We start from the raw sequence: 15,780 nt of genomic DNA, 5'->3' as shown, positions 1-15,780 counted from the left end.
CGACACGCCGGTCAGGTTCGGATCCGGTTCATACACCACTCTGCTGGACGCAACCGCGACACCTGCCGACAAGGGCCCGAGGGGACAGTATCGCGTCTAACCTGAGGAGGTGTTCGAAGAGCGTCCGTTACAGCAGATTTCGATGCGGCGGAATGGCGACAGTGAGGTCACCGTTCGCCTCGAAGTCCGCCGGAGTCGCTCCACCAGCGCAAACGTCGCCGAGCATGTCGGGATTCACCCGCGCCTGCTGGCCCGGATCGGAGCCGAGCCCCGTCAGCAGACACGGGTGAGTCACCAGGGAACGACCGCACTGTTCACACTGATTCCGGAGGCGGATGCACACGGGATCGACGCCGTTCAGGTAACTGATGGTGGATGCCGTCGGATCGGCGCCGAGCCCGGACACGCGGTGGTCCTCGACCTCCGGTGTGTCGATCCCACCATCTCCGAGGCAGAGGCCGAAGTCGAGGGTGAATTCGTCGAGCGACTCGACGACGACGGGCACCACCACCGCCTCGTGGTCCTCGCACCGCACGGCGGCGCCATCGAAAGCCGCACGGATCGGCAGGCCGAGCAGGTTTACGCGTCACTCGGATCGCGCGATTCGACGCTGTGGACGTGCAAAGGGTGGCGACCGGCAGGCAACGCATACCGGGCATGGCACATTTCCTCGGGCGATCTCAGTGTGCGCAGCTTCCCGCTTCTACGCTCCCTGGGTGCACGACGATTCCAGTGGGCGGTGTCGTTCCACGGCTACCGAGGACACGACGTCGTCATCGGGGGCCGTGCACCCGCACGCCTCAAATCGGATGTCCTCAACGCAGTCGCGAAGGCACTCGACGGAACCGGAGTCCGTGTTCGCGTAGCCGATCCCGGCGAACGCTACAGCGGTAGTTCCGCGTCCAACCTGGTCAACCGCCTCACCGTCGACGGTGCGGGCGGAATTCAGATCGAACAGTCCCGACCCGCGCGGACGCTGTACGGAGAAGCCATCGCTGCCGCTGTCACCGGGGTCTGCGAATACTGGATCGCCGCGGACGCCGGTCGGTGATCACCTCATCTGGTCGCCGATACCGATCGTCGCCGGTGCGACTCACCCACCGGGCGCCCAGCACGGCCCGTCCGGTGGCGGCGTGTGCTCGTAGCCCGGGTAGCACGGCAGCACCTGAGGTGCGGGTGCAGGCGCGGGTGCAGGCGCGGGCACGGGTGCCGGTACCGGCGGCGAGCCGGGCGGGAGACACGGTCCGTCCGGAGGTGGCGTGTGCTCGTAGCCGGGGTAGCAGGGCAGCACCTGGGGTGCCGGTGCGGGTGCGGGCACGGGCGCCGGCAGCACCTGCGGTGATTGCGGCGCCGGAGTTGCTGCCGGCGGGACCTCGTCCTGAACCGGAGCCTCCGCGGTCGGTGGCACCTGCTCGGCCGCCGTCGGGTTCGCCCTGGCGGTCGGTGATGGGGCGGGTGGCGGCCCGGCCGCGCTGGACGCGGGCACGGGCACCACGACGTCGGGTGATGCCGATTGCGACCCGATGATCACGCCCCCGACGATCGCGACGACAATGACCGCGGCGAGCGCAAGCCCTGCGAGCAGGAGACGGCGGTTGCGGTCGTTCGGAGGGATCGCGGGGGTGGGATCCGCGGCAGGCTGCGGACCCGGCGCCGCGGCGCGAGCGGCGGCCGCGGCCAGGTCGCTCGGCGACCGATAGCGCCGCGCGGGATCGGCTGCCGTTCCGCGCGCGATCACAGCCTGCATGCCGACGGGCAGCGTCGAGAACTTCGACGACGGCAACTCCCGGCCGTTCGACGCGAACTGCCCGCCGGTCAGGCACTCGTACAAGACGGTGCTCAGGCCGGGGACTCCCGCCACGGCGCCGGGAGCCGTGGGGAGCCCGACGTCCGTGAGCTGAACCAGTCCCCCGTCCAGCACGACGACGTTCGCCGACGCCACTCCCCGCTCGACCAGCCCCGCGGCGTGCACGGCCTCCAGCGCCGCGGCCACTTGCTGGACAACTCCGACCGCGCGAGATGCCTCCATCGGTCCGCCCGACTGAAGGATTGTCCGCAGGTTCGTTCCGCCGATGAGCGGAGTCGCGAGGTAGAGCCGGTTTCCGATCTGCCCGAAGTCGTGGATCGGAACCACGTGCGGGTTCCGGATGTGCGCCGCGATGCCTGCGTCACGGACGAACCGATCGCAATATTCGTCGTCCTCGCTCGCGTCCCGCGGCAACGCCCGCACCGCGACGTGCCGAGCGGTGACGGTGTCGAATGCCGCCCACACCTCGCCGTTCTCGTCCACCGACAGCGACCGGTCCAGCCGGTATCTGCCGAATAACGCTCCACTTTGCATTGCCACTCTCCGCCGAAATTGCCGCGTCTGCGGGACTGTGCACCGGGGACGGGCGACACATCGGAGAGGCGCGCCCGCCTCCACCGAGATTCTAGGCGGTGGCGCCCGGCGGTTCGCGGTGGAGACGATCAGGGCACGTCGAAGGTGCCGAAGCCCGGAAGCAACGCCTGTGGATACTCGGCCGGGGCCATCGTGCCGACGACGATTCGCCCGCTGCCGGTGGCCACGTCGATCTCGGGGCGAGGCGAATCGGTCGACCCGGCGGTTCCGATGGGGATCGTGGCCGCGCCGGTCGCCCCGGTGTTCACGTTCAGCCAGTGCACCCGCACAGCGTTCGCCCGCATGGCGTTACCCGGTCCGGGTATGCACGTGTCCGCACTGATGGGATTCAACACGTAACACTCGCTCACGGTGCGAAACCGCACGACTCCGGGTACCCGGCCGGTGACTGCGTCGACGGTGAAGTAGGCGGCGAGAACCGGACTCATCCCGATCGGTGGGACCTGCAGGGTCGTCACACGTTCCGTCGTATCCTCGGGCGCTGCGACAGCAACGCCCTGCCCGGTCGCTGCGATCACCGTTGCAATGCCGATTCCGGCGAGAAGCTTTCCTGCTCCACGCATCTGAATTCCCCCTACCTGCGCCGAGCCGTTCAGTGTGAAGGGCCCTTCCCGCATCCTAGGGGCCGCACGAGTGTCGCCGGATCGGAAGCTGCCGGATCGTCAGGCATGAATGCCGGCACGGTCGAGTTGAGAGACTCGTTGCGGGCTCAGGTCGAGGATGACACCGATGTCACGCACCGAGAGACCCGATCGGCGCAGATGCGCCACCGCGGCCCGCGAGGCCCGCGCTGCGCATTCCTGCGCGTGGGCGGCGGACTCGACCTGCAAGTGGGCGGCGCGGGCCTCCATCAGCGCCGCCGAATCTCCGATTTCGTAGTCCAGTTCCACCTCGACGTCCTCGGCCCGCACACCCTGGACCAGATGCACGGCCTCCGCCACGATGGCGGACACCTGATCGAGCCGCCGCGCCTGGGTGAGCACGCCTTCGACTCCCGGAACCTCCACCACCCACGATCCACCGCGACGGGTGGCCGTCGCCGTCACCTTCATCACGAACCTCCCGGCCCGTATCTCGTGTGAAATTCGCCCTCCCGACCACAAGTCTAGTCCCCCTCTACTGCGCACAACGACACGGACAGAAGACATTCAGAGTGCGCAATTGCCCGACGACAACCCGTCGCCGTCACCAGAAATCGAGTGCCTGCGCCGTCGCGGTGGACTCGGCATGCGTGGGCCGGAGTGCACCGCCGATCGCGTAGACGGTGTGCCCGACCGTCGCGACGGACATCCCGTGAGCTCCGGTGGGCATGGGCGGCAACGCCGACCAGGTCGCCGAGGCGACGTCGTAGGCCTCGACCGTCGAGAGCACCCGGGTCGGCTGTTCACCGCCGATAGCGACGATGCGGCCGTCGATGTACGCCGCCCCGAGCCCGCCACGAGGGGTGGGCATGCCGGGCAACGTCGCCCATGTCCCCGCAACCGGATCGAAGCGTTCGACCGCGGCCGTGTTCTGATCCGACGCCAGATCGCGCCCACCGATCGCGTAGAAGTACTTGCCGTCCGACACCCCGGCCAGATGCTCCCGGGACGTCGGAATGTCCTCGACGGTCGTCCACTTCGTTCCGTCGAACACCTCGGTCGACGCCACCAGTTCGCCGTCCGCCTGACCCCCGGCGACGACGATCTCGTTGCCCACCACGGCCGCGGCCCCGGCCGCCCGCGGCACGTTCAGCGGGGGCAGGTCCACCCAGTTGCCGTCCCGCAGCGCGAGCACCCGGTCCGACGTCGTACCGGTGAGGTTCGGCCCTTCCGGCACCCAGCCTCCGAGGACCACCAACTCGCCGCCGTATTCGACGGCCATCGCATGATTGAGCGGGACCGGAAGGTCGGGGCCGGCCTTCCAGGTGTCGATGGCCGGGTCGTTGCCCTCGACCTTCGGTGTCGACCCCAGGTTGTCGAGTCCGCCGACCACCCAGATCGTCCCGTCCGCGACGGCAGTCGCGGTCTGCTGGCGGGCGATCGGCGCGTCCCTCAGGGGACGCCACGCCGGTGCCCATTGCGTCTTGCGTGGCGCGATCTGCAGCGCCTCGGAAACAGCTGTCGATTCGGCGTGCGTGGGCTTGATGCCGCCACCGACCGCGTACACCGTGTTGCCGACCGCGCCGACCGCCATCCCGTGCCGCGGCGTGCGCAGAGCAGGCAATTGCGACCATGTCCCTGCGATCACGTCGTAGGCCTCGACCGTGGAGAGCACCCGGGTGGGTTCTTCACCGCCGACTGCGACGATGCGGCCGTCGATGAACGTCGCTCCGAGCCCGCCGCGGGGGGTCGGCATGCCGGGCAGCGTCGCCCACGTTCCCGCAGCCGGATCGAACCGTTCGACCGCGGCGGTGTTCTGATCCGACGCGAGGTCACGCCCGCCGATCGCGTAGAAGTACTTCCCGTCCGAGACGCCTGCCAGATGCTCCCGCGGCGTCGGGATGTTCGGGACCGTCGTCCACTTCGTTCCGTCGAACACTTCTGTCGTAGCCACCAGTCCACCGTCCGCCTGTCCCCCGGCGACCACGATCTCGTCGCCCACCACGGCCGCGGCACCGGCCGCCCGCGGCACGTTCAGCGGGGGCAGATCGACCCATCGCCCGTCGCGCATGGCCATCACCCGAGCGGAGGCGACGGCTGTCAGGTTCTGGCCTTTCGCTTGCCATCCGCCGATGAGTACGGGCTCGTCGTTGTAGGTGACGGCCATCGCATGATTGAGCGGGACGGGGAGGTCGGGGCCGGCCTTCCAGGTGTCGATGGCCGGGTCGTAGCCTTCCTGCCGGGCGGACACACCGTTGTCGTCCAACCCTCCGAAGACCCACATGGTGCCGTCCGCGACTGTCGTCGCCGTCTGCTGGCGGGCGACCCGGGCGTCGGCGACCGGTCGCCACGCCGCGGTCGGGTCGACGGCCGGGGGCTCACCCTCTTTCTGGGCGGTCGGTCCCGCGGCGCCGGGTCCGGTTGCCTCCCTGAACACGAGGTAACCACCACCGGCCAGCACCAGCGCCACCACCAGCGCGAGCACGGTCAGGATGCGGCGCCGCCGGATGCGAGCCTGCCGACTGCTCCCGGGCACTCCCGTCGGCGGCCAGGGCGACGGACCCGTCGGTGGCCAGGGCGACGGACCCGTCGGTGGCCAGAACGGGCCCGAGGGGTGCGACTCCGGCTGGAACTGCTCGGTCGGTGCGAACACTGGGCGCTGACCGTCCGAATCCTCGAACCGGATCTGACGGTAGCCACCGGCATCCGCCGCCGACGGATGCGACTCGGCCGGCTGGGCGGGTTCCAGGGGTGCCAGCGCCATCGCGTCCGAACGCAACCCGATGTGTCGCTGCGCGGCTTGGAGTTCGTGTCCGAACTCTTCGGCCGAGGCCGGCCGAGCGAACGGATTCGATGCCATCGCCCTCTCGATGACGGCGCACACACCGTCCGGGATGCCTTGAGCGCGCAGGTCCGGCACCGTCTGGGTGCTGATCCTCACGAACTGCGCGACGAGTTCCTCGCCGGTCTTCCGCTCGAACGCCGCCCGACCGGCGATCAGCGAAAAGATTGTGGCGCCCAGACCGTAGACGTCCGAACGTGCGGTCGGCGATTCGCCGTTGAGGACTTCCGGCGCGGTGAACGCCAATGACCCGGTGAACCCGCCGGTGGCGGTTTCGTAGCCGCCGGCGATGTGCGCAATGCCGAAATCGGTCAACTGCGGCTCGCCGTAGTCGGTGAGCAGGATGTTCGCGGGTTTGATGTCGCGGTGAAGGGTGCCGGTCCGGTGCGCGGTCTCCAGTGCGCCCGCCAGCTTCACTCCGATGCTGATCGCCTCCGGCCAGGGCAGCGGACCTTCTCGGCGTATCTGCACCGCCAGCGAGTCGCGGGGGTGGTAATGCATGACAATGTACGGGCGACCGGTCTCGGTCACGCCGACCTGCAGAATGTTGACGATGTTCGGGTGGCCGGAGAGCCCGCCCATCGCGTAGCCCTCCCGCAGGAACCGCTCGCGGTTCTCGGAGTCCAAGTCCGACGTCAGGACCTTGATTGCGACGATTCGACCGAGCGAACGCTGCAGACTGCGGTACACGACGCCGAACCCGCCCCGGCCGACCTCCTCGGCACCCGCGAAACCGGCAGCGTCCAACTCCGCCACGATCCCGTGGCCGACTGCGCGGATCGACGCCGCCTGGGTCGCGTCTGGGTCGAAAACTGCCATCGAGCGCCTCAGTTCCATCCGACATCCACGCCGGCGCGTTCAGCGTCGTAGACGCGAATATCTTTCTCTCTCAAGGGCGAAACGCGGAATTCTCTCGTCGAATGTCGACGGGAGCCGCCGTGTCCAGCAAGTATTCGACGCGTCGCGAAGCGCGTCAAGATGACAATTTCCCCACCCCAGGGTGCCTAGCGGTGGCCACGATTTCGTGTCGCGTCGGCAACACCGCACCGATCGGGGGCTTGCTGCTGCGCTAGAAGGTGCCGTCGTAGAGCGCGTACCCGCCCGCTCCCGCTGCCTTTGCACGATACATCGCCGAGTCCGCCCGCCGAACGAGCTCTTCACGGGTGCACTCCGGATCGGACAGTGCAACACCGATACTGGCACTGATCGGCCACTCGAGTGACCGCGCCCGGTTCAGGTCGGCGAAGCTACCGGCGATCCGGGCGGCAATCGCGACCGCCTCCGCCGCTCCCGCGACGTGCTCACAGACGACCACGAATTCGTCACCGCCGAGGCGGGCAACGGTATCGCCCGGGCGCACCGCCGACCGCAGATGCCTGGCGAGCACGATCAGCGCGTCGTCGCCAACCGCGTGACCGAGGCTGTCGTTGACGGTCTTGAAGTCGTCGAGATCCACCAGCAGCAGCGCCACGCGCGGGCCACCGTGCGGCGCAGCGTCCAGGGCCTCGTCGAGCCGGCGGCGAGCCAATGTGCGGTTCGGCAATCCCGTCAGCGGGTCGTGCAAGCTCTGGTGCACCAGAGCGGCCTCGGCCTCGATACGGCGGATCGCCGCGGAGAGCACGGCTGTCACCGAACGCAGAAAGGTCAGGTCACGCTCGGTGTAGTCACGGGGACGGCGACTGTGCGCCGTCAACACACCCCACACCTCTTCGGAGCCGAACGGAACACACACCCCGCTCTGCAACCCGCGCCCGCTCATCCCCGCCGTGGAGAACCGGGATTCGTGGACCCGATCGGTGCACACGATCACCGACCCGTTGGCAGCGGCGTACCCGGGCTGCGATCCCGGCCCCGGCGAGAACGTCTTCGGACCGGGCTCGGGACCGCGGTAGGCGAGCACCGTGAGTTCGCCCTCGTCGGCCACCCGTGCGATCGACGAACAGTGCACACCCATCAGCGCGGCCGCCGCCCCGGCCGCCGCCGTGAGGAGTTCGTCGAGGTCTCCGCCGACGGCGAGTTGGCTCAGGTCTGCGATCGCCTGCTGCTCCCGGGCCCGGTACGCGGACTCCTCCAGTGCGCGCTGCAGGCGTTGCTCGTCGTGTTCGGCGCCGCGGCGATCCTGGGCAATCGACCCGATCACCGACGGCCCGGTCTCCTTGTATTCGAGCACGAACGTCGAAATCAGCATCGGGATCGGCTCGCCCGTGACGAAATGGCGAAACTCGGTCAACCCGGTCCACTCTCCCCGGTCGACCAGAGCCGACTCCACGTCACGCGCCTGCACGAGGCCGACGTCGGTGAACAGTTCCGCCGTCGTCCTCGAGTACGCATGCACGGCATCACCGAATCCGAGGACGGCGACACCCGCGGGATTGACGTACACGATCCGACCGGACACGAATTCGGACACGAACACCAACGCCGGACTGTGTTCGAGGACCGCGAGCAGCATCCGAGAATCCGGCAGCGACTCCATGGACACTCCCTCCGCTGCGAACCTTCCGTCCTCCACCCGCCTCGACCTCCATCCACGATAAGCGTTCCCGGAAGTGACGCCTCGAGCGTCGTCACGCTATTCTGCCGCGCCTGCCGTCTCGAGTCCCGTCCCACGCACGCGGGCGTGGGACGTTGATTCCGCCTCGATGTAGGGGCACCATCGTGGGCATGCGCAGAGCGCGTTGGCCGGCATTCGCGCCGCCGACAGCCAGTGGGACCGCAGTGCACGGTCCCACCATTCTCGCGTCCGGAACTCACCTCACCCTCGACCTCCTCGGAATAGTCGCGTTCTCGTCGGGAATCCACGTCCGTCTCGCGTTGACTGCCACGGGGCGGACCGCCGAGCGTGCACACCACGAGACGCGGGTGCTGTCCGATCCGGCGGATCCCGACACCCAGTGGTCGTATCTGTCGGTGCTGCTGCAGTTGGGGTCTGTCGTGGGCGTTGCCGACCCCTATCTGCCACGGTCCGGTTCACCCCGGAAGTGGGGTGGAGTACCCGCCTACCGCACGGAGCCGAACTACTGGCTCGGCACGTGTACGCGCCCACACGACATCATGATCTCGGCGGGGTGGCCGGAGATCGGCCTGGGGCCCACCTGTCTGACTGCGCTCCTGGAACCGAGCCCGTCGGCCGTCACATCCGACTGACTCGCGAAGTGCAACCGCACCCATTCCGGAGTGGTTCCGGCTAGCGTCGGAACCACAGGCCGCGAGACGGAGGTTCACGATGCGTTTGTCCACCCGGAACCAGCTCACCGGAACGATCACCGAGGTCACCCTCGGCAGTGTGATGGCGACAGTGAAGGTGCGGCTCGACGGAGGCGAGCAGATCGTCACCGCGTCCATCACGAAGGAGGCGGTCGAGGAACTCGGTCTGCAGGCCGGCGTGGCTGCGACGGTGCTCGTGAAGTCCACCGAGGTGATGCTCGGCGTCGAGTGACGGACTAGCGCGCCGAGATCGTGAGGGAATCGGACGCTGTCACGACCTCGAACGGCATCTCGATGTGAGCAACCGTCCCCGAACGTGGTCCCGGGCGGACCGAGAAGCTGCCTCCGGCCGCGACGACGCGGAGTTCGTGCGACGTGAGTCCGATGTGCCCTCGGCTGAGACTGCGGTCGATCGCTTCACGGGAGATGCCGCACCCGTCGTCGGTGACGTCGAGGACCGCATGCTCACCCGTCCGAGTCAGTTCGACCCGGACGGTGCGTGCTCTCGCGTGCTTGACCACGTTGCTGAGCAATTCGCGGGCGGCGCTGAACAGCACGTCGTCGGCCGACGTGCGTAAGTCGTCGTCCCATTCCACCGTCTGGAGATCCACGTCGAAACCGCCGCGCGCCTGGGCGGACCGGACGATGTCGCCGAGAGCACGGGCAAGTCCGACGCGATCGAGCACCGTGGGATGGAGTTCCGACACGGTGGCCCTCAACAGAGACGCGGATTCGGTGAGTGCGTGAGTGATGCGATCGACGGCCTCCGGATCGGCGCTGCCGGTGAGGTCGTCGAGATCCATCTTCGCGGCAAGCACGAATTGCAGCGCCCCGTCGTGGAGTTGCTCGGACAACGCACGCCGTTCGCGCTGTTCGAGGCCCATCAACTCCGCGAGCAGGGCGGTGCGGTCGTGAACGAGGTGACCGATGGTGAGCACCCTGGATCGTTGAATTCTACTGAGCACAACTGCGCCCGCCGAGAGGATGGCGAGTGCCATCGTGCTGAGCAGGATGGACGACCACGGTTCCTCGTTCGACGCCATCGTGGCCCAACTGGCGGCGAGGAACACCAGCACCGTGGGCACGACCACGGAGGCGCAGACACCCGGGCGTAGCTGAGTGCAGGCCAGTAACGGGATCACGAACAGTCCGTTGGTCAAGATGTCGGCGGTCCAACTCTGTTGCGCCGCAATACCGGTCAACAGGGTGAGGCTACCGATGACCGCGAGGTCCACGAACAGGGCCAGCCACATCGCGTTCACCGGCCCCGGACCTCCTCGGCGGGTCCACAGCGCGAGCCCGACGGTCCAGAATGCGTAGCCGATCAGGATCGCCAGGCACACATTCGCATCGTTCATGGGCGGGACGAACAGCAGTGTCAACGCGATGAAGAGCGCAAGCACACCACGCAGTGCGACTTGCAGGTGCGCGCCGCGATACGCGTGTTCGAGGACGATGCGTTCGAGATCCGGGCTGCCGCCGAGATCCGCGGGTAATACCGATGACTCAGCCATGGAACGGCCTCCTCGGCCGGGCGACTCCGACAGGAAGATCCGGGATACATCAACTGCTGGACCTGCGACAATGCCCCAGAATTCTAGCACCGTCACGTTTTCGAACCGCGGGATCGACGGACCACGTCCGCTCGCCCACCACCAGCAGTGTTCGTGGCCGATCCGTCGATGCGACGCGGCACCCCGGTATTCGTGGGAACATCTCAGGCGATCGGTCCCGCGGACCGAACCGAAAGGGGTGTGACGCATGACCAGGATTCGACGGCGGTCCGCGGTGGCTCTGGCCTCGATCGCCGGTGCCTCGTCTCTTCTTCTCGCTGCCTGCACCCAGGATGCGTCGTCGACCGACGGCACCGAGTCCGTCCCACCGAGCGCCTCCAGTGAGCCACCGTCAGCCGAACCGGCCGTCAACGGCGTCGATGCGAAGCAGTACGCGTCGAGCGACCCGGAGAGCGACGCGTTCGGCTTCGTCACGCCGTCGGGAAAATGGTTGTGTGCGATCATTCCCGACAAGAAGCTCGCCGGATGCGCTTCGCATCCCACCGCGGGGCCTTTGGGAGTCCCGGGAACCCCGCAGATCGCGTCGCCGGACGGCGGCCCGCCCGCCGAGGCCGACCTCATCGCGGTCGAGGCGGCGAAGGAGCCGAACTTCCAGAACTGGAACCAGGCACTCTTTCCCGGCAACGCCAATGTCCTCCCCTATGACACGACCCTCGCGGTCGACGGATTCAGTTGCAATGTGCAGTTCTCGGGAGTCTCGTGCCGGGAGGATGCGACGGGCAAGGGCTTCACCGTCGCCACAAACGGGTACAAATTCGAGTTCACACCGCTGCCGGTGAGCATTCCCAGCGCGACCCCACCACCGATCGCGCCCACCGCCGCACCGCTTCCCCAGCAGGCCCGCGGATCGAATCAGTGTGGCCCCGTTACCTACCCGGAGACGGGAAAGCCCGCGACCGTGGTCATCGTGAAGGGGACGCTCCGCTGCGACGAAGCGCACACGATGCTCACGAAGTACTTCACGGGACGCGACAAGAGTGAGCCTGTGTACAGCTTCGACGGGTGGGAATGCCGCCTCGCGGGAGACCCGGAATCGGCGGAGATCGGCTACACGATCAACTGCACCGACGGCAACGGGAACACCGTCGTCGCGCAGCCGTAGACAGCCCGTGCGCACCCATCGCCGATGAGTGGATCGCCCGTGCGGTTGCGGAAGCATCATTCAATGCGGTCGGGGGCAGGCCGATGAAGTCCCAGCGAGATTCGTTCCCCGATGTCTACGCTGGCGCCATGCACCCACCGAATGACCAGGCCGGTACCTGGGAAGGTTCGTGGCTCGCGGCGATGACGGTGATCAAGAGCGCTCAGCGGGTTTTCACCCCGGAGAACCGCCCGCCTTCCGAACTCATCCCGCTCGTCGAACCCCTGAGCCGGCTGGGTGATGCGCTTCGGGCGACACCGCCCGACCCCGAAGAGTCACGTCGGCGCGCGGCCGACCTGGTCGCCGATCGAGACCTGATCACCTGGGCATGCCGACCGGACCAGCCCAGCCAGATCCGGGAGTTCGGGGCAACCCTGGCCTTCCTGTCCATGAAGCTGACCACCTGACCCTCCGGCCTCATTGCGAACGAGGTGACCGGCGCAGCTCAGAAATCGTAGTCGACGACGACCGGCGCGTGATCGCTCATCCGGCGATCCGCCGCCGGGTCCCGGTCGGTGCCGGCCGTGACCGCCGCCCGCGCCAGTTGCGGCGTCGCGAGGTGGTAGTCGATGCGCCACCCGACATCGTTCACGAACGACTGTCCCAGCCACGACCACCACGAGTACGGACCGTCGACGTCCGGATGGTGTCGCCGGACGACGTCGACGAGGGTGCGCGGCGACACGATGGAGTCGAACCACTCGCGCTCCTCCGGCAGATAGCCCTCGGCCTGATTGCTGCGCCGCCAATTCCGTACGTCGTACCGGGTGTGCGCAATGTTGAGGTCACCCATCAACAGCAGTTCTCTGCCCCGTGCGCGAGCCGTGCGGCGCGAGCGGGTCAGCTGGCGCGCGAACGCGGAAAGAAAGCGCATCTTGCGGTCGTAGCGGACGCCCCCGTCGGGGGCCTCCCGCATCCGCCCGGGCTTCTGGAGATGAGCAGGCAGGCCGCCCTTCGGCAGATACATCGAGACGACGGTGATCGGCGACTCGGCGAGGTCGACCTCGATGTACCGACCATGGTTCGCGAACTCCCCCAGACCCCGAGCCAACGGCTCCGGTTCCAGTTCGACTCTCTCGATGTGTGTTTCACCCGGCGCCTGCACCAGCGCCGTGCCGCTCCACGTTCGAACCGCGACGGGTGCGCATCGAGTGAGGATCGCGACACCGTTGCGGCCGGCGAACTCGCCCTCGTCGTATGCGAGGTGATACCGGCCGAAGACCCCCGGCGGGATGGCGGCGGCACGAGCGCGGACCTCCTGCAGCGCGACGACGTCGGGTTCACGCTCGCCGAGCCAGTCCTCGAAGCCGCGCCGCTGCGCCGCGCGGATCCCGTTGATGTTGAAGGTCGCGATTCGCACGGGACACAGTGTAGGGATCCGTCCCACTCCGCCCCCACTCCGGCGGGATAGTCGCCCGCCCGCACGCGGGTTTCGCGGAGTTGGCCGATTTGTGTGTGAACTGGAGTACTGATTGCTAGCGTTCGCGTAGTCGAGCCCACAGTCGGGGGGAGTTGGTGATGCGGATCGCCGGAATGCGGCGAGGTGTGGCGACCTCAGCCCTTGCCGTGTCGGTCGTCCTCGGGGTCGCGACGAGCCCCGCACCCGCCGTCGCGTCGGCCGAGACGTTCTTCTTCAACGACGTCGGGTCGACGGCCGTCCCGCGGGGCCGACTGCGGCCCCGGTTCGTTGCCGGAGACGGGTATGCAGGGCGACGTTCCGGCCGAAGACCGCAACAACGGACGAAGCACCCAGGGTTATCGATGCAACATGTCACTGATCGGGGGCCTGCAGGATCGCGGTGGTGGCCTGCTGTCGGTGACCTACGACCATTGCTCCTACACCAGCACGTTCTTCCCCGGGAACCTGCTCGACCCCGACACACCTGGAGTGCAGGTGCTCGACGTGTCGAACCCCGCCCAGCCGGTGCTGTCCACGACCCTGAACGAACCCGCGATGCTGGGCGGCACCTGGGAGAGTTTGAAGGTCAACAAGGCACGCAAGCTGCTCGCAGCCACCGCGGTCCCGGCCGCCGCAGGCACCGGCTACTTCTCCGTCTACGACATATCCGACTGCGCCCACCCCCGGTTGCTCAACCGAGGCGCCGGGACCGATGTCTCCATGCCGCTGCCGTTCATCTCACACGAAGGCGGCTTCTCCCCCGACGGCAACACCTACTGGGTGTCCGGACCCGCCCCAGGATTCCTCACCGCCATCGACATCAGAAATCCGGTCGAGCCACGGATCACCTGGCAGGGGCTGCACGGACTCGGCGGGCACGGTTTCGGCATCACCCCCGACGGGAACCGGATGTACCTGTCCAACCTCGGCGGGATCACCGTCCTCGACATCAGCGCGGTTCAACGCGGCGACCCGTATCCCACCGTCCCGCAACTCGCCACGTATCTGTGGACCGACGGGTTCTTCAACCAGCACAGCATTCCGGTCACGTACGGGGGCAAACCCTACATATTCACCGTCGACGAAACCGGTGGCGGTGGGATCAAGGTCTTCGATGTCGCCGACCCGGCGCACGCCGACATCGTGCAGCAGATCAAGCTCGAGATCCAGCTTCCCGCCAACACCGCCGCGAACCTTCGTTCCTCGCAAGGTGGCTCGGTCTTCTCGTACGATCCGCACTACTGCGTGGTCGACCGCCCCTCGGACCCGACCGCACTCGCGTGTTCCTGGGAGTCGTCCGGGATCCGCGTGTTCGACATCCGCAACCTCGGCCGCATCCGGGAGATCGCCTACTACAACCCGCCGGCTCAGACCGGCAAGAATCTCCAGTTGACCAATTCGCCACACGCACTGTCGTCGCTGATCGGTGTGTCCCTCTTCGATTTCGTTCCGCTCGCCCGCGCCGTCTTCGAGGGCAAGACCGATCCGCGGGTCGCGTTCGGTCCACGCGCAGGAATGGTGGCGTTCGGCGATCTGTCCGCGGATTGGTGCTTCTCGCCACCGGAATTCCACGGCAACCAGATCTGGACCTCGTGCAGCGACAACGGCTTCATGGCGCTGCAGTTGGACGAATCCGCCTATCAGGCAACGGCGAATCAGGCTCCGACCTATGGGCAGTGACATGCGGCGGTCGCCATTCCGCCGTCCCATCATTCTGATGCTGTGCGCCGTGCTGCTCGGTGCCGGCGGGATTGCGGCCGGCATGTGGCTGCAGTCGGCGCGCGACACCGGAGTCGTCGGGGTTCAGCTGTCCCCGGCCGACATCGGTTTCGCACAGGACATGTCGGTGCACCACGAGCAGGCGGTGCTGATCGCCCAGACACTGCCGCGGGACGTCGACCCGCAGATCCGGGTCATCGCCGACCAGATCGTCGTCGCGCAGACTTCCGAGATCGCGACGATGCGCGGCTGGCTCAACCTCTTCGACGAACCCTTCACCACAGCGCGTCCGATGCAGTGGATGCACGGTTCCGATCACGTCATGGGCGAACAGGGCGGCGCACCGATGCCGGGAACTGCAAGCACCAGCGAGATCACCCGCCTTGCCGGCCTGCACGGAGCAGACGCGGAGTCACTCTTCCTCCAACTCATGATCCGGCACCACCAGGGAGGCGTCGAGATGGCCGAGGCAGCAATCCACGCGGTCGCCTCGGAACCGATCCGCCGCGTCGCACGCGGAATGATCCGTGATCAGAGCAACGAGATCGCGGTGATGACAGCACTACTCGGCACCCGAGACGCGACACCGCTCCCCCACCCCTAGGTCGATCCACTCGATCGTGGCGACAGGTCGGCGGAGGGACGGCCGACAGGCAGAGCCGGACTCCCAGCCCCCGGTGGTACCTCCCACCGGATCGGCTTCACCGGAGGCTTTGTACGGCCACATTCGTTCATGAATAGCAGTTTTGCCAATCGCAGCCTTCTCAGATGTGCGACGTTGCTTGCAGTAGAGGGAATGACAGTTTGCCGATGGGGTCTAGATTTGGCCGCACAAATAGATGTAGCCTTGTGCAAAACCGAAGGAGTATCCATGACGCATCGGCCGTCGCAGCCGCGGACAGATTCACCGCGGTAC

At 67.4% G+C, this 15,780-nt stretch carries 13 protein-coding genes and 1 pseudogene; 7 read left to right on the top strand and 7 right to left on the bottom strand.

Annotated features, from left to right (window positions below):
- Positions 1–109: 109 nt before the first annotated feature.
- Complete coding sequence (locus P3H15_RS50620; RefSeq protein ID WP_276144253.1) at positions 110–1,051, top strand: poly-gamma-glutamate hydrolase family protein; 942 nt, start codon at positions 110–112, stop codon at positions 1,049–1,051.
- A 42-nt stretch (positions 1,052–1,093) separates the two neighbouring features.
- Here P3H15_RS50620 and P3H15_RS50615 read toward each other — a convergent pair whose 3' ends face one another.
- The 5 genes from P3H15_RS50615 to P3H15_RS50595 all read right to left on the bottom strand — a co-directional run bounded on the left by P3H15_RS50615 (position 1,094) and on the right by P3H15_RS50595 (position 8,300).
- Entirely contained in the window at positions 1,094–2,341 is a 1,248-nt protein-coding gene (locus P3H15_RS50615) for a protein kinase (protein ID WP_276144252.1), read from the bottom strand.
- A 128-nt stretch (positions 2,342–2,469) separates the two neighbouring features.
- Positions 2,470–2,964 (bottom strand): hypothetical protein, encoded by a 495-nt coding sequence (locus P3H15_RS50610; protein ID WP_276144251.1) that lies wholly within the window; start codon positions 2,962–2,964, stop codon positions 2,470–2,472.
- Between the two features lie 99 nt (positions 2,965–3,063).
- Positions 3,064–3,453, bottom strand: a complete 390-nt coding sequence (locus P3H15_RS50605; RefSeq protein ID WP_276144254.1) for a hypothetical protein — start codon at positions 3,451–3,453, stop codon at positions 3,064–3,066.
- Between the two features lie 133 nt (positions 3,454–3,586).
- Positions 3,587–6,643 (bottom strand): serine/threonine-protein kinase, encoded by a 3,057-nt coding sequence (locus P3H15_RS50600; protein WP_276144250.1) that lies wholly within the window; start codon positions 6,641–6,643, stop codon positions 3,587–3,589.
- A gap of 250 nt (positions 6,644–6,893) precedes the next feature.
- On the bottom strand, positions 6,894–8,300 hold the full coding sequence (locus tag P3H15_RS50595) for a sensor domain-containing diguanylate cyclase (RefSeq protein ID WP_276144249.1): 1,407 nt from the start codon (positions 8,298–8,300) through the stop codon (positions 6,894–6,896).
- A gap of 188 nt (positions 8,301–8,488) precedes the next feature.
- On the opposite strand from P3H15_RS50595, the gene P3H15_RS50590 reads away from it, so the two are divergent.
- The gene (locus P3H15_RS50590; protein ID WP_276144248.1) at positions 8,489–8,971 is read left to right on the top strand and encodes a hypothetical protein; all 483 of its coding nucleotides are present in this window, start codon (positions 8,489–8,491) and stop codon (positions 8,969–8,971) included.
- Positions 8,972–9,050: 79 nt separating this feature from the next.
- Positions 9,051–9,263, top strand: coding sequence for a molybdopterin-binding protein (locus P3H15_RS50585; RefSeq protein ID WP_072943314.1), 213 nt, complete (start codon positions 9,051–9,053; stop codon positions 9,261–9,263).
- Between the two features lie 4 nt (positions 9,264–9,267).
- Here the strand turns inward: P3H15_RS50585 and P3H15_RS50580 are convergent, their stop codons facing one another.
- Positions 9,268–10,545: a sensor histidine kinase gene (locus tag P3H15_RS50580; protein ID WP_276144247.1), complete on the bottom strand. Its 1,278-nt coding sequence runs from the start codon at positions 10,543–10,545 to the stop codon at positions 9,268–9,270.
- A gap of 247 nt (positions 10,546–10,792) precedes the next feature.
- Between P3H15_RS50580 and P3H15_RS50575 the strand changes: the two genes are divergently transcribed.
- The gene (locus tag P3H15_RS50575) at positions 10,793–11,707 is read left to right on the top strand and encodes a hypothetical protein (RefSeq protein WP_276144246.1); all 915 of its coding nucleotides are present in this window, start codon (positions 10,793–10,795) and stop codon (positions 11,705–11,707) included.
- Between the two features lie 128 nt (positions 11,708–11,835).
- Complete coding sequence (locus tag P3H15_RS50570; protein ID WP_276144245.1) at positions 11,836–12,153, top strand: hypothetical protein; 318 nt, start codon at positions 11,836–11,838, stop codon at positions 12,151–12,153.
- Positions 12,154–12,191: 38 nt separating this feature from the next.
- Here the strand turns inward: P3H15_RS50570 and P3H15_RS50565 are convergent, their stop codons facing one another.
- On the bottom strand, positions 12,192–13,106 hold the full coding sequence (locus tag P3H15_RS50565; protein ID WP_276144244.1) for an exodeoxyribonuclease III: 915 nt from the start codon (positions 13,104–13,106) through the stop codon (positions 12,192–12,194).
- 158 nt (positions 13,107–13,264) lie between these two features.
- Here P3H15_RS50565 and P3H15_RS50560 point away from each other — a divergent pair.
- Together P3H15_RS50560 and P3H15_RS50555 are read left to right on the top strand one after the other, a co-directional pair.
- Positions 13,265–14,825, top strand: a pseudogene (locus P3H15_RS50560) (LVIVD repeat-containing protein).
- Positions 14,815–15,468, top strand: coding sequence for a DUF305 domain-containing protein (locus P3H15_RS50555; protein WP_276144243.1), 654 nt, complete (start codon positions 14,815–14,817; stop codon positions 15,466–15,468). The pseudogene P3H15_RS50560 and the gene P3H15_RS50555 overlap by 11 nt, the downstream one beginning before the upstream one ends.
- Positions 15,469–15,780 lie beyond the last annotated feature (312 nt).

The organism is Rhodococcus sp. T2V, from assembly GCF_029269925.1.
GTDB classification, from domain to species: Bacteria; Actinomycetota; Actinomycetes; order Mycobacteriales; family Mycobacteriaceae; genus Rhodococcus_F; species Rhodococcus_F koreensis.
Note: the sequence above shows the minus strand (reverse complement) of the source record. Positions and strands in the feature narration are given on the sequence as shown.